Origin of the sequence: Massilia sp. 9I (assembly GCF_902506415.1) — a bacterium.
Classification (GTDB): Bacteria; Pseudomonadota; Gammaproteobacteria; order Burkholderiales; family Burkholderiaceae_D; genus Telluria.
Genome location: NZ_LR733275.1, coordinates 2,693,700 through 2,713,723, shown reverse-complemented (window position 1 = coordinate 2,713,723; position 20,024 = coordinate 2,693,700). Strand labels below are relative to the sequence as shown.

Sequence of the window (20,024 nt, the reverse complement as noted above, 5' to 3'; positions counted from 1 at the left end):
TCGCTTCGCTCACCGGCCACCGCTGATTTAATGCAACTTACTTTTTACGTAAAACTACTATGAAATTCGCTAAAGAAATCCGTGTTGGCAACATCATTATGGTCGAAGACAAGCCGTTCATCGTGCTGCGTTCGGATGTGAACGGTTCGAGCCGCACGGGCTTCACCTACAAGTGGAAGATGAAGAATCTTCTGACCAACGCTCCGCTGGAAAACGTGTTCCGCGGCGACGACAAGTTCGACGTGGTCGTGCTGGACAAGAAGCCGGTGACCTACTCGTACTTCGCCGACCCGCTGTACGTCTTCATGGACGAAGAGTACAACCAGTACGAAATCGAAGAAGAGAACATGGGCGACGCCATCAACTACCTGAAAGACGGTATGGAATGCGAAGCGGTGTTCTACGACGGCAAGGCCATCTCGGTCGAACTGCCGACCACCATCGCACGCCTGGTCGTGTACTCGGAGCCGGCCGTCAAGGGCAACACCTCGGGCAACGTCCTGAAGGAAGCCAAGATCGAGAACGCCATCGAAGCCAAGCAGCACATCGTGATGGTGCCGCTGTTCGTCAGCACCGATGACACCATCGAAATCGACACCCGTACCAACGAATACAAGCGCGTCGTCCGCAACTAAGCGATCGCTGAACGAAAAAAACGCTGCCTCGGCAGCGTTTTTTTTTGCCTGCTTCGTGCGCTGCGCCTGGCGCTAGCGCGCGCTGCGCAGGCCATCGACCAGCAAGCCGACCATCCTCTTGGTCGCGGCCGTATCTTCATCCGGATTCGCCTTGCATAGCGTCGCGACCGCGCGCAGCAGTTCGTCGGCCTCGAAACCCGGACGAACGAGACCCTGCTCGACCGCAGCCTGCAGCAGCGAGGACAGGGCAGGGCGCAGGCGTCCGTAGAAATAATCCGGCAGCGCGGCGTAGGCTGCATTGTCCGACTGCAGGGCTCCCGACAGCCCGCGCTTGGTGACGATGAAGTCGACGTAACGCTCCATCCAGCGCGCCAGCGCCTCGTCCGGCGCGTGCTTCGCGGCGAGGCTGGCGGCGGCATCGGCGCAGGCGTCGATCTGGGACTTCAGGACCGCGACGATCAGGTCGGCGCGCTGCGGGAAGTGGCGATACAGGGTGCCCACGCCGACGCCGGCCTGCTCGGCGATCTCGCGCACCGGCGCATCCACGCCCGACTTCGTGAACACCTCCATGGCGGCCTCCAGCAAGGACTGGAGGTTGCGCTGCGCATCGGCGCGCTTGCCGCGCGACTGCTTTTCTTCCGCTTTCTCGGCGGGCTGTTCCGGGTCTGGTGTCGTATGCATAAAAAAATCTACAAAACGGAACGAAGTTCCGCTTATAATACGGAATCGTGTTCCGCTTTGTAATGGTAACAGGTCTTGCGATGCAGGGCAGCGGACATTTCGAATATTGTCGAAAGGAGAAGCCATGCACAACGCGCAAGTATGCATGTTCTGCCGCTATAGGAGAACAGTTTTCCAGGATGGCGCTCCGGCGCCGTGCACGCATGGGGAAAAGAACGAGAGCGAGGCAGTCAAAGCGGCCCGCCGCCGGCCGCAAACGCAAGCGCTTCCGCCCCAGCGCCCAGCCGGGCAGCAGCCGCTTGCACAGCTCCGTTAAGGCCACGAACAACCGTGTCACATGAGTAACTTTGCTGCTATGCTCATGCATTATTTGACACGGAGGCTTGTATGATGAAGCGCAGGGATTTCGTTCGGCTCGGTATGGCGGCAGGGGCACTTGCCGGTGTGGCGCACGAGGCGCTCGCCGCCGGCACGGCAGGCGGCAGTGCAAGTGGCATCCTCGATGCCGGCGTGCGCGAACAGCAGGCCCAGATGGCGGCCGGCAAGCTGAGCTCGAGCTCCCTGGTCAAGCAATACCTGGCGCGCATCGCCGCCATCGACAAGGCCGGTCCGCGCCTGAACGCGGTCATCGAGACCAACCCGGACGCGCTCAAGATCGCCGCCGAGATGGACCGCGAGCGCGCGGCCGGCAAGCTGCGTAGCCCGCTGCACGGCATCCCGGTGCTATTGAAAGACAATATCGCCACCGCCGACCGCATGAGCACCAGCGCCGGCTCGCTCGCCCTCAACGGCGTGCGCGCGGTCAAGGACGCGCACATCGTGGCGCTGCTGCGCAAGGCCGGCGCGGTCATCATCGGCAAGACCAACCTGTCCGAATGGGCGAACATGCGCTCGACCCATTCGGTCAGCGGCTGGAGCGGCCGTGGCGGGCAGACCAGGAATCCGTACGCGCTTGACCGTAACACCAGCGGCTCCAGCTCGGGCTCGGGCGCCGCCGCGGCGGCCGGCCTGGCCACGCTGACCGTCGGCACCGAGACCGACGGTTCGATCGTCTCGCCCTCGTCGTCCTGCGGGATCGTCGGCATCAAGCCGACCCTCGGCCTGCTCAGCCGCAGCGGCATCATCCCGATCGCCCACTCGCAGGACACGGCCGGCCCGATGACGCGCAGCGTGGCCGACGCAGCCCTGATGCTGGCCGCGATGGCAGGCGCAGATGCGGACGACAAGGCGACCGCGGCTAGCTCCGGCCACATCGCCGACTACGCCGCGGCGCTGCGCACCGATGGCCTCAAGGGCAAGCGCATCGGCGTCGCCCGCAATTTCTTTGGCAGCAATGACGCGGTCGACGCGATCATCGAGCAGGAGCTCGCGGTGCTCAAGGCGCAGGGCGCCATCCTGGTCGACGTCAAAGTGCCGAACGTCGACAAGTACAACGACAGCGAGCTGCAGGTGCTGCTGTACGAATTCGCGCCTGGCCTCGAAGCCTATCTGAAGAACTATGCGCCGCACGCGCCGGTCAAGAACATGGGCGATGTGATCGCCTTCAACGCCAAGAACGCGGCGCGCGAAATGCCGTACTTTAAGCAGGAGCACCTGATCGCGGCCCAGGCCAAGCCGGGGCTGGATGCGAAGGAGTACCGCGAGGCGCTGGCCAATGACCTGCGCTATTCGCGCGACGAAGGCATCGACCAGGTAATGAAGGAACACAAACTGGACGCACTGGTGGCGCCGACCGGCGGCCCGGCCTGGCTGACCGACTACATCAACGGCGACCACTACGGCGGCAGTTTCTCCAGCCCGGCCGCGGTGGCGGGCTACCCGCACATCACGGTGCCGGCCGGTTATACTCGCGGGCTGCCGATCGGGATCTCGTTCGTGGGCGGCGCGTGGAGCGAGGCTTCACTGATCGGCATGGCTTACGCCTACGAGCAGGCATCGAAACGCCGCCGTGCGCCGACCTTCCCGGCCAGCATCAACGTCAAACTCTAAGCAGGCCTAGCGCGATGCTTCGCGCGCAGTCTCGCGTCCACCGACGTTCTGGCGCGCCTTGGCGAACACCGGTCCCCATTGCGGGTGGCCCTGTTCGCCTGGCGCCAGTTCGAAAGAGGCGTCCAGGCGCAGCGCACGCTCGAAGGCCTGGCGGCAGGGCACCGGGCGATTGGTGACGCAATAGCTGAAGGCCGTGTACTTGAGCGCGCTGACGCGGTTGCGGATCGAGCCACCGTTCATGTCGTTCGAATTCAGGCGCTTGATCGCCGCATTGAAGTCGCCTTCGTTATACAGCGCGATGCCTTCGCGCAGGGCGGCGTCGTCGCGGTCGGCTGCGGGCCGTTCAGGGCGCGGCGCGGGACGTTCGTTGCGCTCCGCGCGTTCCGGGCGCGGGCGGGCGCGTTCTTCGGCGCGCGGATGGGCGCGCGCCGGTTCGGAACCGAACAGCGCATCGAGCTGCGGCTTGAGCTGGGCGCAGCCGCCCAGCAGCAGGGTGGCTGCCAGGACGCAGGCGCGCAAACCCTGCTGTCGGATGCGTGGCTTCATGGCGTCTCCTCTTCACTGAAATCCATTTCGATCGTTGTCGAAGCGCCCTTGACCGCGTTGACCGTGACCGTGTGCTCGGGGAAGTTCGGGTTCATGATGCGGATCGTGTGCTGGCCCGGCGCCAGGGTCAGGCGCTTGAGTGGCGGACTGGCGCCGCGGTCGACGCCGTCGACCTGCACCATGGCCCAGGGCTTGATCACCAGCTTGTAGGTGGCGCCGGCTGCGGCCGGCACTGGCCGGCTGGGCTCGGCCTGCACCGGCGCCGCGGGAGCAGCAGGTGTCGTGGGGGCGGCAGCTACGGCGGCGGGCGGCGCGGTGTCGGGAACCAGGTCGGGCGGCAGCTCGCTGCTCGGCGGGGCTGCTTCGGCGGCAGCGCCAGCCGTGGCCACGGGTGGCGCGGCGTCGGGCACAGGGCTTGCCGGGGATTCCTGCGCGGCGGGCGTGTCGCCCGGCAGGGCGAGGGTTACCGTGTCGCGCGAATCGGCCTGATGCAGCAGGGCGAGCAGGGCGCCGAGCGCTCCCAGCAGAACGGTAGCGGCGGCAATCAGCAAGAGCCAGCGCTTGAGGCCGCCCGGTTCGGCCGCAGGAGCCGCTTCCGTGAGGAAGGAGACGGCCGGCTCGGGCTGCGGCGCAGGGGCGGCCGGCTGGGTCGGGATGGCCGGCCCGAGCGGCACGATGCCGAGCAGGTTGCGCAGCTGTTCAATAGTGTGCGGACGCTGCTGCGGGTCGGGCGCCAGGCAGCGGTCGACGGCGGCCACGAAGGTATCGCTGTAGCCGTCGGAGAACTCCAGCGTGCGCCCCAGCAGCGGCGCCGCAGGCGGGTATTCCCGGGTGATGGCGTAGTGGACCACGGCGGCCAGGTCGTGCAGATCGCCGGCTTCCGACCACGCGGTGCTGACGTCCTGCGAGGGCAGCAGCATCGGATCGCCCGAATCGAGCACCAGGATGGTGTCGGGGCTGATCGGACGATGCGGCATCTGCATCGCGTACTGCAGTTCGAGCGACTGCAGGATCTGGCGGAAGATGCGCCGGCACCAGACTTCGTTGACGAGTTCCTGGTTGAACTCGACCACTTCGCGCACGGTCCGGCCGTCGGTCTGCTGTTGCTGGGTTACTGGTGTGCTGGTCATCATGGCATCTAGCCGGGCCCGACACGGTGGATTGTGTCCAGGTCCAGTATTTGTATTTTGACAAATAATGCCAGATTTTGCCGCGCCGATGGCGCTGCTGAGCCAACCGTGCGCTGCTGTTACAACTCGGTTACAAGTCAGCCGTTCGTGCTCAGACTTCCAGGAAACGCATCTTGAAATAGCGGCCTTTGATGGCGCCGAATTCCGGTCCCGGCGCCTGGCGGTCGTTGAGCTTGGCCACCGCGGCATGGGCGATGTGGCGGTCGAGCGCGACGTAGCTGGCGAACTCGCCGACATTGATCTTGCCGACCTGTTCCTTCGTTAAACCGGCGTCGCCGCACAGCGCGCCGAGGATGTCGCCTGGACGCAGCTTGGCCTTCTTGCCGCCAGCGATGTGCAGGGTCAACATCGGCGCCGGCGCGCCGGCTTCGGGTTGTTCGCCCAGTTCGTCGAGCTTGTGCCATTCGGCCGGCGCATCCTGGTATTCCTCGATCAGGCGCACCCACTTCTTTTCGTTCGGTGCGCACAGGGTCAGGGCCAGGCCGGTCTCGCCGCCACGGCCGGTGCGGCCGATGCGGTGCACGTGCACTTCCGGATCCTTCGAGACGTCGGCGTTGACCACGGTGTCGAGGTTGGCGATGTCGAGGCCGCGCGCGGCGACGTCGGTCGCGACCAGCACCGAGCAGCTGCGGTTGGCGAACAGCACCAGGATCTCGTCGCGCTCCCACTGTTCCAGTTCGCCGTAAAGCGCCAGCGCCGAGAAGCCCTGTTCGCGCAGGTGGTCGGCCAGTTCGCGGCAGTGCGCCTTGGTATTGCAGAAGGCGAGGGTGGACACCGGCTGGTAGTGCTTGAGCAGCTGCGCCACCGCTTCGTCGCGGCCTTCGAAGCCGATCTCGTAGAAGCGCTGTTCGATCTTCTCCGCGCTGTGCTGGCTTTCGACCGCCACTTCGAGCGGCTCAACCAGGAAGCCGGCGGTAGCGAAGCGGATGTCGTTCGGATAGGTGGCCGAGAACAGCAGGGTCTGGCGCCGCTGCGGGCAGGCGCTCACGATGCCGGCGATCTCGTCGTAGAAGCCCATGTCGGTCATGCGGTCTGCTTCGTCCAGCACCAGGGTCTGCACCTTGGACAGGTCCAGCGTGTTGCGGCCCAGGTGGTCGCGGATGCGGCCCGGAGTGCCGACCACGATGTGGGCGCCGTGTTCGAGCGAGGCGATCTGCGGGCGCATGGCGACGCCGCCGGTCAGGGTGAGGATCTTGACGTTGCCAACACCGCGCGCCAGGCGCCGCAGTTCGTTCGCGACCTGGTCGGCCAGCTCGCGCGTCGGGCACAGCACCAGGCCCTGCACCGCGAACCAGGCAGGATTGAGCTTGTGCAGGACGCCGATGCCGAAAGCGGCGGTCTTGCCGCTGCCGGTCTTGGCCTGGGCGATCAGGTCGCGCCCTTCCAGCACGGCCGGGAGGGACTCGGCCTGAATCGACGTCATCTGGTGGTAACCCAGGGCGGCGAGGTTGGCGAGGAAGCGCGGCGCGAGCGGCAGCGAGGTGAAGGATTGGGTAGTCATGGTGTCCGAGCAAAGAGGGCCACAGGTGTAGCCAATATAAGCGCCTGACAAAACCCCTAGGGCAAGGCGCATCGTCGCAGACAGTACGCTAGTACGGCAAGACGATGCAACACCGCCATAGGGGGAATTGTCAGGCGCTCTAAGCCGGACTAGGTCGGGGCCGGCGCCCAGACCGGCAAGCCGGTCAGGTCAATCGAGTCGTCGCGGCGCCAGACAGGCAGGCCGCTCGTATCGGTTTCTTCCAGCAGTTCGAGCTGTTCCTGCTTCAGGGAGACACGGCGCGCACGCTGGTTGCTGCGCTTCGGTTCGACAACGGATGCGGGCGCTTCGGCCGGTTCGAAACCCGGCAGGTCGATCGTCGCGTTGTCTTTCTTGTCTCTCATCAGCTCTTACTGTGCAGCCCGTACTGCGCTGCATGTGCTGCTGCAGCATTCGCTACCGCAGAAAACAAAAGCCCGGCTGCAAGAGTCGGGCTTCTGATTGGTATTTGGTTGCGGGGACAGGATTTGAACCTGTGACCTTCGGGTTATGAGCCCGACGAGCTGCCAGACTGCTCCACCCCGCGTCTGAGAAAAAGATTATAGCGCGATCCGGGCGCGGACGCAATCCACGAATTTTTCAATCATGCAACGCTTGAGCTAGCTCAGGCTTTGCAGCGTGGTTCAGCCGGCCGCGCGCAGGCGCCACAGCGACGTGACTTCGCGCGAACGCGCCGCGTGCAGCGGATCGTCCGGGTCGCTTGCCTTACCGTGGGTCGGGCGTATGTCGTGGCGGGCGAGCACTTCCAGCTTCGCGTCTGCAATCCAGCCGAGCAGTTGTTCGCGCGAACGCAGGCCGAGGTGTTCGGCCAGGTCCGACAGGATCAGCCAGCCTTCGCCGTGTGGCTCCAAGTGGTTTGCCAGGCCGCCGAGGAAGCCCTTGAGCATGCGGCTGTCGGGATCGTAGATCGCGTATTCGATGGCCGAGCTGGGCTTGCCGGGCAGCCAAGGCGGATTGCACACGACCAGGGGCGCGCGGCCTTCGGGGAACAGGTCGGCCTCGATGATCCTGACCTGTGCGGACAGGCCGAGGCGGGCGATGTTCTCGCGCGCGCAGCCGAGGGCGCGTGCGTCCATGTCGGTGGCCAGCACCTGCGCAATGCCGCGCCGGGCCAGCACGGCCGACAGCACGCCGGTGCCGGCGCCGATGTCGAAGGCGAGTTTCGTTCCGTGCGGCAGGGGCGCCTGCGCGACCAGCTCGACGTATTCGCCGCGCACAGGCGAAAACACGCCGTACCACGGGTGGATGTTGTCGTCGAGCGCAGGGATGCGCACGCCCTTGCGGCGCCATTCGTGGGCGCCGATCACGCCCAGCAGTTCGCGCAGCGAGGCGACGTAGGGCGTCTCGGCCGGGCCATAGGCCTCAAGGCAGGCTTCGGCGACGTCGGGTGCGCGGCGCAGCGGAATCACGTGGCCGGGCTCGAAGGGAATCAGGAGCATGGCCAGCGTGCGTGCGCGCTGCAGCTGCTGCAGTCGATGGCGGTGGAACAGCTCGGTTGGCGTCGGCTGGGCCTTGCCCGCCTTGGCGCGGCGCGCACGGTCGCTCTTGTGGTCGACCCGGCGCACCAGCGCGTTCAGGAGCTGGCGCGCGTTCTGGAAGTCGCCGCGCCAGAGCAGGGCGGTGCCTTCCAGCGCCAGGCGGTAGGCGGCGTCCGCGTTCATGGTGTCGTCGGCGACGACCACCTTCTTCGGCGCCGGCCAGCCGCTCTCCGAGCGCCACTGCGCCGTGCGCTCGACGCCTCCCTCCAGCCAGGTGATCTCGCTCATCGGTGCTGGATCAGTGATGGTGATGCCAGTTGCCGTCGGCCGATTCCAGATAGGACTTGACCGCGTCCGGGCTGCCGGTGGCGTGGCGCTTGGGCTCGCCGCACTCGCAGACGCCCAGGTAAGGCTGGATGTGCGAGCAGGCCGAGACTTTCTGCAGGGTGACCTTAACCGGTTTGGCGCACTTGGCGCATTTGAAAGTAAGGAAGCGGGCAGGTTTCATGGTGGTTGAGCGTATGCGTGCAAAGGGCGCATTGTACAAGGGATGGGCTGGGTCCGGGATCGTGCGATTCGCTATTGATAGAGCGTGGATATTTGGCCAAGCAGGGTCCCGGTCTCTGCTATCCAGATGTCAAACGTAGGGCGGCTTCCGGCTGGCTGCAGACCTGGCAAAACATCTTCAAGGATGAGGCGTCAACATTTTCAGAACCGCTCGCGCATCACGCACGACGCGGTGCAAGCGCTCGAAGAATATCAAGCCGATTCGCTGGCGCGTCCTCGGCGAGAAAATCCGGAATGGTTTGCGCGTCGCGCTGCGGCCTGCTCAAGAAAGCGACGGGCCATTCGGTGATGCGTTCTGCACGCATGTGCACATACTGTCCGGGTTCGGGCTCGTCGATATACTCGCGCTGCAGGACGAGCGCCAGCGGATCTTCGGTGCCTGGGTTAGTGCGGGCAAACTCGGCAGCCTCTTCATAGTTTTCGAAGGCGTAATAGTAGTCCGACCCTTCGGCCTCATCGGGCGCACCGCGCTCCGGATGGCACCATACCCGGTATTTCAGCACACCATCCCAGACGTAGCCGCCGCCAGCCTTGGCTTCAGCAGGGTAGTCGCCTACTTTCAATACATCTAGTACAGGGGGAAAATTCACAGTAAAAGCCCTCGTTTGGGAATAAAACCACGACAATGCCGAGCCGGATGCATCAAGGACGCGGTTACTCGACCACGACCGCGCTGCTACCGCCCCCCGCCGGCCGCACCAGCACCTTGGTGGCGATACGCTCCGTCATTTCCTGCACGTGCGAGATCACGCCCACCTTGCGCCCCAGCGACTGCAGCGCGTCCAGCGCATCCATCGCCACGCCCAGGGTGTCGGTGTCGAGGCTGCCGAAGCCTTCGTCAATAAAGAGCGACTCGACCCGCACGCGGTTCGACGAGAGCGAAGCCAAGCCCAGCGCCAGGGCCAGCGATACCAGGAAGGACTCGCCGCCGGACAGGGAATTGACCGAACGGACTTCGCCCCCCATGTCCTGATCGCGCACCATCAGCGCCAGCGAAGGCGCGCCATTGTGGCTGACGCGCTCGAGGCGGTAGCGCCGCGCCAGTTGCCCGAGGTGGGCGTTGGCGTAGCCGAGCAGGACGTCGAGCGTGAACTGCTGGGCGTAGTTGCGGAACTTCTTGCCGTCGGCGGAACCGATCAGTTCGGACAGCTTGCCCCAGCGCTGTTCCTCGAGCTGCTGGCGTTCGATCTCGGCCAGCGCCGCCTGCGCCTGCACGCGGCGCGTGTCGTCCTGGCCCGCGCGCATGCGCAGTTCGGTCGCGAGGTCGTGGGCGGCGCGGCGCTCGGCCGTGAGGGCTTCGACGGCGGCAGCCACCGTCTCCGCGCTCAGGCCGCTTTCGGGCCGGCCCTCGTTATGCAGGGCGCGCTGGGCGCGGCGTTCGGCGAGCACGGCCCCTAGACTGGCCACCTGGGCGTCGAGCGCGCCGAGGGCGCTGCGCTCCTGGGCCAGCCAGGTGCCGCCGACGGCCAGCAGGCGGCCGAGTTCGGCGCTGTCTTCGACCGGGTCGAGCCCGTCGAGGAAGGATGACTTGCGGTACTCCTCCAGCCAGTCGGCGAGGGCGGAGGCGGCCTTGGCGCCGGCGCTGTCGAGATGGGCGATGTGCTCGGTCAACTGGGCCAGCGCGCTGCGGGCGCTGGCTTCGCGCTGGGCCGTTTCGTTGGCCACCGCCTGGCGCGCCGCCAGGTGGTTGCGGGCCGCGCCGACGCCGGCCTGCAGTTCCTGCTCGACGTCTCCGATGGCGCGGCCGTTCCACAGCAGCTGGCGCTGGCCGCGCTTGTCCTTCAGTTCGACATCGATGCGGTTGAACTCGGCGGCGCCCCCGGCGCCGTGGCGGTCTGCCTGGGCGATGCGTTCGCTGGCGCCTGCAACTTCCGCTGCCAGGGTGGCCTCGAGGGCGGCGCTGCGCGTCTGCAGGGCGGTCTGTTCCTGCCACTGGGCCGCTTCCTGCGCACGGGCTTCGCGCCAGCCGCTTGGGTGGCGGCGCCAGGCGTCCTGCCAGCCGTCGCCGCAGGCGTCCGCCAGCACCGGGTCGAGTTCGGCCAGCAGGGCTGCCAGCTGGGCGCTAGCCGCTGCGTGCTGGACGCCGATGGCGCGCAGCTCGGCCTGCAGTCGCGCGCCGGTGTCGCGTGCGCCGTCGGCGGCCTGGCGCAGGCGTGCGTGTTCCTGCTGGGCCTTGTCGTAGGCGGCCTGGGCGGCGTCACGCGCCTGCGCCGCACGACGCAGTGCGGCGGCGCGGCCGTCCAGGGCGGCCAGCGCGCCGCGCAGGGCCTCGCGCGATTCGGCGAACCAGTTGACACGGGCTTCTTCGGCAGGCACTTCGGCCGCCAGTGGCTGGGCAATCCATTCCGCTTCGAGTTCGTCGAGTACCTTGCGCAGGGTGGCGCCTTCGCGCTGCAGGCCCGCCACGCGCTCGCTGGCGGCGGCGAGGGTCGCGGCCTGCGCCGCCTGCACCGCCTCGTTGTCGCGCACGCGCGCCCGGCATTCCGTGACTTCGCCGCGCAGGTTCGCGAGCATGCTGCGCAGCATGTCTTCACGGCCATCGTCACGGTAGGGATGCTCGTGCGAGCCGCAGACCGGGCAGGGGCTGTCCGTGTCCAGGGTCGCACGCAGTTCTTCCACGCTGGCGGCGCAGGCCAGTTCGGCCACCGCCAGCGATTTCTCGGCCTGCTGCATGGCGGCGTTCAAGGCCGGAGCTGCGGCGCGGGCTTCGTCCAGCAGGCGGCTGGCGGCGGTGCGTGCCGTGTCGACACGGTCGAGCTCGCCGGCGGTGTCGGCAACTTCCTGGCGCGTGGTAACGAGCGCGGTCCAGGCCTTCTCGGCGGAAGCCAGGCGCTCGCGACGCGCGTCCAGGGCCTGGCGCTCGTTTTCCAGCACCTGCGGGTCGGTCGCTTCGAGCACGGCCATGGCTTCGCGGCGCGCCGTGTCCAGGGTGTCGAGGCGGCTGGCGGCTTCGCTCAATGCCAGCATGGCGCCCAGTTCCTGCGTCGCGGCGTCCTTCGCCTGGCTGCTCGCGGCCGCCAGCGCCGACGCGGCGGCGGCGTCCGCGGCCACTGCCTGCGCGGCCTGGGTCAGCAGCTGGTCCCAGCGTGGCCATTGCGCCGCCATCGGCTCCAGGCGTGCATGCGCGGCCAGCCAGGCGCCGGCACGTTCGCGCTGGCCTTTCGCCGCATCGAGTTCGGCTGCTTTCGCCCCGTGCACGGCGCGCGCCTGGCGCGCTTCGTTGCGGGCTGCTTCCAGCGCGGTGGCGGCCTGGCCGTGGGACGGGGCTAGGGCCGCAATGGCGGCGTCGAGCGCCTTGGCGCTGTCGAGCTGAGGACCGGCGGCGCGCAGCGCGCTGTCGGCGACCTCGAGCGCGTTTTGCGCGGCGTCGACGTCCAGCATGGCTTGCCGGCGCGCGTCCTGGGCGGTGACGAGAGCGCTTTCCAGCTTAGCGGTGGATTCGACTGCCGCCTTGTGTTCTCCCTGCAGGCGTGTGACTTCCGCCACCAGCGGGCGGGCCGCCTGCACCGCATCGAGGGTGGCGAGGCGCTGGCGGCGACCCGCCGCGTCCTGTTGCGCCGCCTGCGCTGCAGAGAGGGCTTCGTTGGCCTGGGCTTCGCTGCGTTCCAGCTTGCCGGCTTCCTGGTGCCAGCGCAGTTCGCCTTCCAGGGCGGCGCGGCGCGCGTCCACCGCTTCCAGCGCCAGTTCGGCGTTCACGCGCTCGGCGTCGAGCTTTTCGCGCTCGCCAGGGGGCATTGGTGCCTGGTTGTCGTGCCGGGCAGTCAGCGCCTTGGTACGTTCCTGCTCGGCGCGGTAGCGCTCGAAGGCGCGGCGCGAGATGTCGCTGTAGATGGTGGTGCCGGTGAGGGTTTCCAGCAGTTCGCCACGCTCGTTCTCGTCGGTTTTCAGGAAGGCCGAAAATTCGTTTTGCGCCAGCAGCACGGCGCGCGTGAATTGTTCGAAGGAGAGGCCGATGCGCTGGGCAATCTCGAGCGTGACCTCGGTTTTGGTGCCGCCCAGCGGATCGAGTTCCGGCAGGCGGTGCAGGGTCATCTTCGAGGGCTGCAGGGCGCCGCTGGCCTTGCCGTAGGCGCGACGCACGCTCCAGCGCGCGCGGTAGCGGATGTCGTCGTTGCCGGCGAAGTCGACTTCGGCCCAGGCTTCGGCCGCGCCGCGCCGCATCAGGGTGCGCGGGTCGAGCGCGGAGACGGTGTCGCCGCCCACGTCCGGCAACTGGCTGCCTGCACGCTTGAGCAGCCGCGGGGTAGCGTCGTACAGCGCCAGGCACAGGGCGTCGAGCAGGGTGCTTTTGCCGGCGCCGGTGGGGCCGCTGATGGCGAACAGGCCGCTGGAGGCGAGCGGTTCGGTTTCGAAGTCGACCTGGAATTCGCCGGCCAGCGAGGCCAGGTTCTTGCCGCTGATGCGCAGGATCCTCATGCCGCGTCTCCACCCAGGGTATTGGTGAGCTCGGCGAAAGCCGCCAGCTGCTCGGCCGGCGCTTCGTCGCCGAAGCGCTGGGCCCAGAGGCGGCGGAAGATGTCGTCCGGCTGCAGCTGGGCCAGCTGGTCGAGGCTCAAAGCTTCGCTCGCATTTTCGGGTGCGGCGTGGCGGCGCGTCGGTTCGATCTTTGCCAGGCGCACTGGCTTGCCGTTCAGGGCTGCTTCCACGCGCGCGCGCAGGCCCGGCTCGGGGCCTTCGAGCAGCACGCGTACTTCGAGGAAGGGCTGCTGTTGCGGCGGCGCCTCCGGCAGTTCGAGGGCTTCGAGGGCCGCCAGCGCTTCTTCCAGCGGCGCCGGCTGGGCCGGCACGCGCAGCAGCTGGACCGCGCGCGGCACGTGCAGCGGGGTCACCGACTTGGTCACCTGGCCTTCGAGCTCGATGCGCAGGACCTGGTGCTGGTAGCCGACTTCCGAAAAGGACAGCGGCAGCGGACTGCCGCAGTAGCGCCGGTGCTCGTGGCCGCCGACGCGCTGGGCCAGGTGCAGGTGCCCCAGCGCGACGTAGGCGACGCTCGGGTCGAACATGGTGGCCGGCAGGGCCTCGGTGCCGCCGATGACGATGCGGCGCTCGGAATCCTGGGACGATTGCCCATCGACCATGTGGCAGTGGCCCATGGCGATGATCGCTTCGCCGGAGGTACAGCGCGACTGCGCCAGCGCGAAAGCCTGCTGGTAGAGCAGGGTGGTGCCGTGCAGGTAGGGATCGAGGCCGAGCGCGGCGTCTTCGGCCACCGCGCGCGGTACGTCGCCCGGGCGCAGGAATGGGACCGCGAGACACCATGCTTCTACTTTCCCGTCGCGGCCGCGCAGCGGCACCAGCAGGCGTTCCAGATCGATGCCGCCATCCGCCGTGCGCGCCACGTTGCCGACGACGATGGTGCCATGCGCTTCCAGCAAGGGCGTGGGCGCTTCCAGCCGGCCCGGCGAATCGTGGTTGCCGGCGATGACCACCACCTGCAGGTGCGGCACGCGCGCCCGCGCTTGCTGCAGGAAGCGGTACAGCTGGCGGTGGGCGGCGGCCGACGGATTGGCGTTGTCGAAGATGTCGCCGGCGACCAGCAGCACATCGATCTCTTCGCTTGCAAGCGTCTCCACGAGCCAGTCGAGGAAGCACGCGTGCTCGTAGACACGATCGAAATTGTGCAGGGTCTGGCCCAGATGCCAGTCGGAGGTATGAAGCAGCCGCATGGTTAGAATGGAAAGTCGGGTCGGCGCTCACTATAAACCAGAAGCGGCGCAGAATTGCCGTGTCGCCCAGAAAAAGACTGTGTTTTTTTACAGTAGTATTGGTTTGCTATTAGAATAATGTCATGAGCGAGATCAATCTGACCGTAGCCGCCGCCCGGGCCTTGCACCTGGCCGCCCAGGACATGCTGGTCCCGCGCCGCCGCCGCGCCACCAAGGCCGACGTCCTGGCCGCGATCTGGCGCATGGGCATGCTGCAGATCGATACCATCAGCGTGGTCGCGCGCAGTCCCTACCTGGTGCTGTGGAGCCGGCTGGGCGACTATGAACCGGCCTGGCTCGACGAACTCCTCGCCGAGGGCAGCCTGTTCGAATACTGGGCGCACGAGGCCTGCTTCCTGCCGATCGAGGACTACGGCCTGTACCGCCACCGCATGCTCGACCCGGAAGCCATGGGCTGGAAGTATTCCGCCAAATGGATGCGCGAGCGAGCGGACGAGGTAGCAAGTCTGCTGGCGCACGTGCGCGCCACCGGCCCGGTGCGTTCCTCGGACTTTGAACGCAGCGACGGCAAGGGCGGCGGCTGGTGGGAATGGAAGCCCGAGAAGCGTACGCTGGAAGTGCTGTTCACCGCAGGCGAGCTGATGATTGCGCGGCGCCACAACTTCCAGCGCATCTATGACCTGGCCGAACGCGTGCATCCCGAATGGCATGACGGCCGCATGCCGCCGCTGGACGAGGTGCGGCGCAGTTTCGTGCTGCACGCGGTGCGCGCGCTGGGGCTGGCCAAGGCGGCCTGGATCCCGGACTATCACCGCACCCGCCGTCCGCACCCGAGCCCGGCCGCCATGGCCGACGAGGGCCTGTTGCTGGTTGGGCGCGTGGAGGGCTGGGACGAACCGGTCTACATCCACCCCGAGCACGCGGCACTAGCCCAGCAGGCGATGGAAGGCCGGCTGGCGCCGCGCCTGACGACCCTGCTGTCGCCCTTCGATCCGATCGTCTGGGACCGGCGCCGCGCGCTCGAGCTGTTCGGCTTCGACTACCGGCTCGAATGCTATACGCCGGCTGAAAAACGGCGCTACGGCTATTTCACGCTGCCCATCCTGCGGCGCGGCGCGCTGGTCGGACGGATCGACGCCAAGGCCCACCGCAAGACCGGCGAATTCGAGTTGCGCAGCGTTCACCTGGAGCCTGGCGTGCGCATCAGCGACCGGCTGGTGGACGACGTGGCGGCCTCCGTGCAGCGCTGCGCCCGCTGGCACGGCTGCCCGCAGGTGCGGGTGGTCAACGCCGTGCCGGAGGAAATCGGACAGCGGCTGGGCGTGGCGCTGGCGGCATCGGGGACGGCCGCGCCCGCGTAATCGAGCTTTTACATTTGAACTACTAAAAAGTCTCCAAAGTCCACCGGTCCGGGTTTGCGCCACCTCAAACCCGAGCAGGGGCATGTCTCTACACTACGAGTTCCCAGAGGCTGGCAAGAACAACAAAAGCTGCCTGCCCGATTCCCGAAAAAAGAGCTTCCCCAGCCACGCTTCGCGGCCCCGCCCCGGGCCGCGCGCTGGCGAAGCCATCCTGAGAGGAGACATGATGCTGACATCTACCTATACGCTGGTTGCTTTGTCCATCGAACAGGCCAGTGCACGCATCGGCCTGCAGTCCCTGCTGGAGCGCTGGCGGCCGCACGCCTGGCTGCACAAGGCGCCCACCACCCGGGAGCTCGAGCTGGCCTGCGATGCCCTGCGCGTCGCCTTCGACAATTGCTACTGGCGCAAGCTCGACAAGTTCGTGGTGCCGGCCCTGCGCCGGGCCGGCGTAGGTGGGGCACTGCTGGCCGAACTTGACGCGCTGACCCTGGCTGCCATCGAGGCGCGCGCCGATGTCCATGCCGCCGCGGCCGTGCTGGATCCCGGCTTCGGCGCCGCGCTCGAGCGTTGCTGCAAGCTGCTGCTCGAACGCCTGGAGCGCGAGGAACGCGAGCTGTTTCCACTGGCGCGCACCCATGTGCCGAGCGAGGCCTGGTTCGCGATCGCCAACCAGATGCTGGCCTATGACGCCTGGCAGAACGAGAACCGCGGCTATGCGTCCGGGCAGGTGGCGGCAGGGGCCCTGGCAGGCAATTCCCGCAGGCAAAATGCCTCCATGGCCAGTTCGCGCTACGCCACGCACTGAGCGGCCCGGGCTGCGCGCCCGGGCTACGCGCCCGGGCAGGCACCACCATGGTTCTTTGCTATGATGGGGCTTTTGGAAGCGCGATTTCATCATGTTCGAATTCCTATTCAAGCGGCAGGGTGGCGACAAGCCGGCCGGCGCCTCCGGTGAGCAGCCCGAAGGCCAGCCGGCGGGCGCTGCGGGCACCGGCGTTCCGGGTTCCGGCGCGCCCACGCCGCGCGAGCAGCAGGCCGAACAGCTCAAGCACCTGAATGGCGACGAAGACACCGCCGTCGCCTTCATCCTTTCCTCCGAATTCTCCGAATTGCGCCTTGCCGCGGCCGAGCTGGTCCACAGCCGGCCGCAGCTCGAGCGCGTGCACGCGGCGATGCGCAACCTTGATCGCCGCGTGGCCAAGCTGATGCAGTCGCGCCTGGACGCGATCCGCCACCACGAAGCCGAGCTGCGCCGCGGCCAGGAAGCCCTGGCCCACGGCCGCGCCTTGCTCGGGGACGAACTGCTGACGCCCAACCACGTCGCCGAACTCGACCGTCAATGGGCGGTGATCACGGCGCCCGAACTGGCGCCCGAGTTCGACGCCATCCGCGCCGAGCTCGGCAAGCGCCTGGAAGACCAGGTGCAGCTGCAGCGCGCCATGATCGACCGCCTTGCGGACTTGCGCCAGCTCGAATCTGGCGGACTCGACCCCACCGCCTTCGCGGAGCGCCTCGACGCGCTGTCGCGCGAGCAGGCAGATGCGCTGGTGGCGCAAGGACACGCCTCGCTGCCGCGCGCCCTGGTCGCCGAATTCGCCACCGAGCAGGCGCGCCTGAGCGCCAGCCTCGCCACCATCGAGCAGGACCGCGCGGCGCTGGCCGCACGCGAAGCCGCGCTCGAGCAATGGCAGGCCCAGCCGGTAGCGGAACTCAAGGCCGACGCACTGCGCAAGGAATGGCAGCGCTTGCCGGCCATGCCGTCCAACGGCCCGGGCGCCCAGCTGCAGCAGCGCTTCGACGCCTTGCTGGCCAGCCTGCCGCAGGAGGTGCGCAAGCCGAAGGAGGCGCGCCCGGCGGATGCCGCCGCCAAGACGGACAAGCCGCCCAAGCCCCAGAACAAGGGCGCCGACCAGCACTTCCTCGACCAGCTGGACGCGATGGAAGCCGCGCTGCAGCAGGGTTCGCTCGGCACCGCCGCCGAACTCGACAAGTCGCTGAAGGAAAGCAAGGACAGGGGCATGCGCCTGACGCCGGCGCAATCCGATCGCCTGAACCACGTGCGCGCCGAGCTCAAGCGCCTGTCCGACTGGGCGCGCTGGGGCGGCAACGTCTCGCGCGAGGAATTGATCAAGTCGGTCGAAGCCTTGCCCACCCAGAACCTCGCCATGGGCGAGCTGGCCAAGAAGGTGGGCAGCATGCGCGAGCGCTGGAAGGCGCTCGACAGCCTGTCCGGCGCCGCGCCGCGCGCCTTGTGGGAGCGCTTCGACGCCGCCTGCACCGCGGCCTATGCGCCGGCCGCGGCCCATTTCCGCCACCTGGCCGACGAGCGCCACGCCAACGCCGCGCGCGGCCAGGCCCTGGTTGACGAGGCCCAGGCCGAGATCGCGCGCCTGGAGTCCGGCGAAGCCGACTGGAAGCACGTCTCCGGCACCGTGCAGCGCCTGCGCACCGCCTGGAGCCACCTGGGCGCGATCGACCGCAAGGACAAGAAACGCCTCGACCAGCTGTTCACCGACGCGCTCAACACGCTGCAGCGCCCGCTGGAACAGCAGCGCAAGGGCGAGATGGCCGTGCGCGAGCAGCTGATCGAAGAAGCGCTGGCGCTCGACCCGAACGACCGGCACGCGGTCGACGCGCTGCGCGACCTGCAGGCGCGCTGGCAAGAACATGCCCGTGCGCTGCCGCTCGAGCGCAAGGCCGAACAGGCGCTCTGGCAGCGCTTCCGCGCGGCGTGCGACGCCCTGTTCGCCCAGCGCAAGGAACACGCCCACGCGGCAGACGCCGAGCGCAAGGCGCACGAAGCCGCGAAGGAAGCGCTCAGCGCGCGCCTGGAAGCGGCGGCGGTGGAGGCCACGCCTGCCACTGCCGGCAAGCTGCTGCGCGAAGCGGCCGCCGAATGGGCGGCGATCGGCCCGGTGCCGCGCGCCCACGAAGCGCGCGTCGAGAAGCGCTACCACGCCGCGGTGGCGGCGGTGCAGCACCATGCCGACGTGGCGCGCCGCGCCGCCGGGCTGGCGCTGGCTGGCGCCGTGCGCGACAAGCTGCGCCTGATCCAGGCCCTGGAAAACGCCATCGTCAACCCGGATGCCCACACTAACCCGTCCGACTGGCGCGGGCGCTGGGATGCGCTGCTGCCGCTCGAGGGCGGCTACGAGCCGGTGCTGCGCGCACGCTTCGACGCCGCCCTGGGGGCGCTCGAGGGCGACCGCACCGGCTACGCGCGCCAGCTCGAAGCAAACCGCGAGCGCCTGCTGCACGAGCTGCTGCGCCTCGAGATCGGGGCCGGCATCGACAGCGGCGCCGAGTTCGCCCGTGAGCGCCTGAAACTCCAGGTCGAGGTGCTGCAAAGCTCGCTGAAGTCGGGCCAGAAATCCAGCCACAAGCCCGGCCAGCACGCCGGGCAGGACGCCGGCCTGCGTGAGCTGCTGGCCCTGCCGGCGCTGCTCGACGCCCGTACCGAAATCCGCATCGAGCACCTGTTGACCCGTTACGCGAAGGACGGCCGATGAACGCGCCGGCAGCAAGCCAGCGCACCGATATCCGGGTACAGCAGGCCGACTTCGACCTGTCGCAGGAGCTCGCCGCCCTGCGCGCGGGCGATGGCCGCGTCGGCGCCGTGGTCTCCTTCGTGGGCACCGTGCGCGACCTGAACGAAGGCGCCCAGGTTACAGAGATGGAGCTGGAGCACTATCCCGGCATGACGGAAAAGGCCTTGGAGGACATCGTGGCGCAGGCGAGGGCGCGCTGGCCCTTGTACGGCGTGCTGGTGATCCACCGCGTCGGCCCCTTGCAGCCCCTCGACCAGATCGTGCTGGTGGCCTGCAGCTCGGCCCATCGCGGCGAAGCCTTCGCCGCCTGCGAGTTCATCATGGACTACCTCAAGACCGACGCGCCGTTCTGGAAAAAGGAACAGACGCCAAACGGGGCGCGCTGGGTTGACGCCCGTTCCAGCGACGACTCCGCCAAGCAGAAGTGGGCTAACTCTTGAGCTGGCTGGCGGTCGGTACCGGAGCCGCGATCGGCGCCTGGCTGCGCTGGGTGCTGGGCCTCTGGCTGGGCAGCCTGCACGCCTACGTGCAGCTCGGCACGCTGGCGGCCAACCTGGTCGGCGGCTACCTGGTCGGGATGGCGCTCGGCTTTTTCACGGCCAATCCACACCTCCCACCGGAGTGGCGCCTGTTCGCCATCACCGGCTTCCTCGGCGGCCTGACCACCTTTTCCAGCTTTTCGGGGGAATCGGTGGTGCTGCTGCAGCGTGGCGAATACGGCTGGGCGCTGGCCCACACTCTGCTGCACTTGCTGGGTTCGATCCTGTTCTGCGTGGCCGGTTTCGCCACTTGGCGCGCCCTGCGCGGCTAAGGGTATCGT

17 protein-coding genes and 1 tRNA gene are annotated in these 20,024 nt (G+C 67.8%); 7 read left to right on the top strand and 11 right to left on the bottom strand.

Going from position 1 to position 20,024, the window contains the following annotated elements; genetic code table 11:
• Window positions 1–59: 59 nt before the first annotated feature.
• The gene (locus tag GV068_RS12115; protein WP_159697749.1) at window positions 60–635 is read left to right on the top strand and encodes an elongation factor P; all 576 of its coding nucleotides are present in this window, start codon (window positions 60–62) and stop codon (window positions 633–635) included.
• A gap of 72 nt (window positions 636–707) precedes the next feature.
• Here GV068_RS12115 and GV068_RS12110 read toward each other — a convergent pair whose 3' ends face one another.
• Complete coding sequence (locus tag GV068_RS12110; RefSeq protein ID WP_159697746.1) at window positions 708–1,316, bottom strand: TetR/AcrR family transcriptional regulator; 609 nt, start codon at window positions 1,314–1,316, stop codon at window positions 708–710.
• Window positions 1,317–1,706: 390 nt separating this feature from the next.
• Here GV068_RS12110 and GV068_RS12105 point away from each other — a divergent pair, with 390 nt between their 5' ends.
• Complete coding sequence (locus GV068_RS12105) at window positions 1,707–3,305, top strand: amidase (protein ID WP_159704963.1); 1,599 nt, start codon at window positions 1,707–1,709, stop codon at window positions 3,303–3,305.
• Window positions 3,306–3,311: 6 nt separating this feature from the next.
• Here GV068_RS12105 and GV068_RS12100 read toward each other — a convergent pair whose 3' ends face one another.
• The 10 genes from GV068_RS12100 to GV068_RS12055 form a co-directional block, all read right to left on the bottom strand.
• Window positions 3,312–3,851 carry a TssQ family T6SS-associated lipoprotein gene (locus tag GV068_RS12100; protein WP_159697743.1) on the bottom strand — a complete coding sequence of 180 codons (540 nt, stop codon included), beginning with the start codon at window positions 3,849–3,851 and terminating at the stop codon, window positions 3,312–3,314.
• The gene (locus GV068_RS12095) at window positions 3,848–4,984 is read right to left on the bottom strand and encodes a hypothetical protein (protein ID WP_159697740.1); all 1,137 of its coding nucleotides are present in this window, start codon (window positions 4,982–4,984) and stop codon (window positions 3,848–3,850) included. The genes GV068_RS12100 and GV068_RS12095 overlap by 4 nt, the downstream gene beginning before the upstream one ends.
• A gap of 148 nt (window positions 4,985–5,132) precedes the next feature.
• On the bottom strand, window positions 5,133–6,542 hold the full coding sequence (gene dbpA, locus GV068_RS12090) for an ATP-dependent RNA helicase DbpA (RefSeq protein WP_159697737.1): 1,410 nt from the start codon (window positions 6,540–6,542) through the stop codon (window positions 5,133–5,135).
• Between the two features lie 149 nt (window positions 6,543–6,691).
• Window positions 6,692–6,925 (bottom strand): hypothetical protein, encoded by a 234-nt coding sequence (locus GV068_RS12085; RefSeq protein ID WP_159697734.1) that lies wholly within the window; start codon window positions 6,923–6,925, stop codon window positions 6,692–6,694.
• A gap of 105 nt (window positions 6,926–7,030) precedes the next feature.
• Window positions 7,031–7,107, bottom strand: a tRNA-Met gene (locus GV068_RS12080).
• A gap of 97 nt (window positions 7,108–7,204) precedes the next feature.
• Complete coding sequence (locus GV068_RS12075) at window positions 7,205–8,347, bottom strand: class I SAM-dependent methyltransferase (protein WP_159697731.1); 1,143 nt, start codon at window positions 8,345–8,347, stop codon at window positions 7,205–7,207.
• Between the two features lie 10 nt (window positions 8,348–8,357).
• A complete protein-coding gene (locus GV068_RS12070) occupies window positions 8,358–8,567 on the bottom strand; it encodes a hypothetical protein (RefSeq protein ID WP_027863734.1) in 210 nt (69 codons plus the stop codon).
• Between the two features lie 217 nt (window positions 8,568–8,784).
• A complete protein-coding gene (locus GV068_RS12065; protein ID WP_229464117.1) occupies window positions 8,785–9,189 on the bottom strand; it encodes a GCN5 family acetyltransferase in 405 nt (134 codons plus the stop codon).
• Window positions 9,190–9,280: 91 nt separating this feature from the next.
• Complete coding sequence (locus tag GV068_RS12060; protein WP_159697724.1) at window positions 9,281–13,042, bottom strand: AAA family ATPase; 3,762 nt, start codon at window positions 13,040–13,042, stop codon at window positions 9,281–9,283.
• Entirely contained in the window at window positions 13,039–14,292 is a 1,254-nt protein-coding gene (locus GV068_RS12055; protein WP_159697721.1) for an exonuclease SbcCD subunit D C-terminal domain-containing protein, read from the bottom strand. The genes GV068_RS12060 and GV068_RS12055 overlap by 4 nt, the downstream gene beginning before the upstream one ends.
• 122 nt (window positions 14,293–14,414) lie before the next feature.
• On the opposite strand from GV068_RS12055, the gene GV068_RS12050 reads away from it, so the two are divergent.
• The 5 genes from GV068_RS12050 to crcB all read left to right on the top strand — a co-directional run bounded on the left by GV068_RS12050 (window position 14,415) and on the right by crcB (window position 20,015).
• Window positions 14,415–15,653 carry a winged helix-turn-helix domain-containing protein gene (locus tag GV068_RS12050; protein ID WP_159697718.1) on the top strand — a complete coding sequence of 413 codons (1,239 nt, stop codon included), beginning with the start codon at window positions 14,415–14,417 and terminating at the stop codon, window positions 15,651–15,653.
• A 223-nt stretch (window positions 15,654–15,876) separates the two neighbouring features.
• Window positions 15,877–16,461: a hypothetical protein gene (locus tag GV068_RS12045; RefSeq protein WP_159697715.1), complete on the top strand. Its 585-nt coding sequence runs from the start codon at window positions 15,877–15,879 to the stop codon at window positions 16,459–16,461.
• Window positions 16,462–16,552: 91 nt separating this feature from the next.
• Window positions 16,553–19,165, top strand: coding sequence for a DUF349 domain-containing protein (locus GV068_RS12040; protein WP_159697712.1), 2,613 nt, complete (start codon window positions 16,553–16,555; stop codon window positions 19,163–19,165).
• A complete protein-coding gene (gene moaE, locus GV068_RS12035; protein WP_159697709.1) occupies window positions 19,162–19,644 on the top strand; it encodes a molybdopterin synthase catalytic subunit MoaE in 483 nt (160 codons plus the stop codon). Before GV068_RS12040 ends, moaE begins: the two co-directional genes overlap by 4 nt.
• Window positions 19,641–20,015 carry a fluoride efflux transporter CrcB gene (crcB, locus tag GV068_RS12030; protein WP_159697706.1) on the top strand — a complete coding sequence of 125 codons (375 nt, stop codon included), beginning with the start codon at window positions 19,641–19,643 and terminating at the stop codon, window positions 20,013–20,015. Before moaE ends, crcB begins: the two co-directional genes overlap by 4 nt.
• Window positions 20,016–20,024 lie beyond the last annotated feature (9 nt).

Excerpts from the sequence above, each read along its gene's own strand:
- GV068_RS12060 (WP_159697724.1), bottom strand. The coding sequence starts at position 13,042 with ATGAGGATCCTGCGCATCAGCGGCAAGAACCTGGCCTCGCTGGCCGGC.
- GV068_RS12075 (WP_159697731.1), bottom strand. The coding sequence starts at position 8,347 with ATGAGCGAGATCACCTGGCTGGAGGGAGGCGTCGAGCGCACGGCGCAG.
- dbpA (WP_159697737.1), bottom strand. The coding sequence starts at position 6,542 with ATGACTACCCAATCCTTCACCTCGCTGCCGCTCGCGCCGCGCTTCCTC.
- GV068_RS12100 (WP_159697743.1), bottom strand. The coding sequence starts at position 3,851 with ATGAAGCCACGCATCCGACAGCAGGGTTTGCGCGCCTGCGTCCTGGCA.
- GV068_RS12070 (WP_027863734.1), bottom strand. The coding sequence starts at position 8,567 with ATGAAACCTGCCCGCTTCCTTACTTTCAAATGCGCCAAGTGCGCCAAA.
- GV068_RS12055 (WP_159697721.1), bottom strand. The coding sequence starts at position 14,292 with ATGCGGCTGCTTCATACCTCCGACTGGCATCTGGGCCAGACCCTGCAC.
- GV068_RS12105 (WP_159704963.1), top strand. The coding sequence starts at position 1,707 with ATGAAGCGCAGGGATTTCGTTCGGCTCGGTATGGCGGCAGGGGCACTT.
- GV068_RS12040 (WP_159697712.1), top strand. The coding sequence starts at position 16,553 with ATGTTCGAATTCCTATTCAAGCGGCAGGGTGGCGACAAGCCGGCCGGC.
- GV068_RS12110 (WP_159697746.1), bottom strand. The coding sequence starts at position 1,316 with ATGCATACGACACCAGACCCGGAACAGCCCGCCGAGAAAGCGGAAGAA.
- GV068_RS12085 (WP_159697734.1), bottom strand. The coding sequence starts at position 6,925 with ATGAGAGACAAGAAAGACAACGCGACGATCGACCTGCCGGGTTTCGAA.
- GV068_RS12115 (WP_159697749.1), top strand. The coding sequence starts at position 60 with ATGAAATTCGCTAAAGAAATCCGTGTTGGCAACATCATTATGGTCGAA.
- GV068_RS12095 (WP_159697740.1), bottom strand. The coding sequence starts at position 4,984 with ATGATGACCAGCACACCAGTAACCCAGCAACAGCAGACCGACGGCCGG.
- GV068_RS12045 (WP_159697715.1), top strand. The coding sequence starts at position 15,877 with ATGATGCTGACATCTACCTATACGCTGGTTGCTTTGTCCATCGAACAG.
- GV068_RS12050 (WP_159697718.1), top strand. The coding sequence starts at position 14,415 with ATGAGCGAGATCAATCTGACCGTAGCCGCCGCCCGGGCCTTGCACCTG.
- moaE (WP_159697709.1), top strand. The coding sequence starts at position 19,162 with ATGAACGCGCCGGCAGCAAGCCAGCGCACCGATATCCGGGTACAGCAG.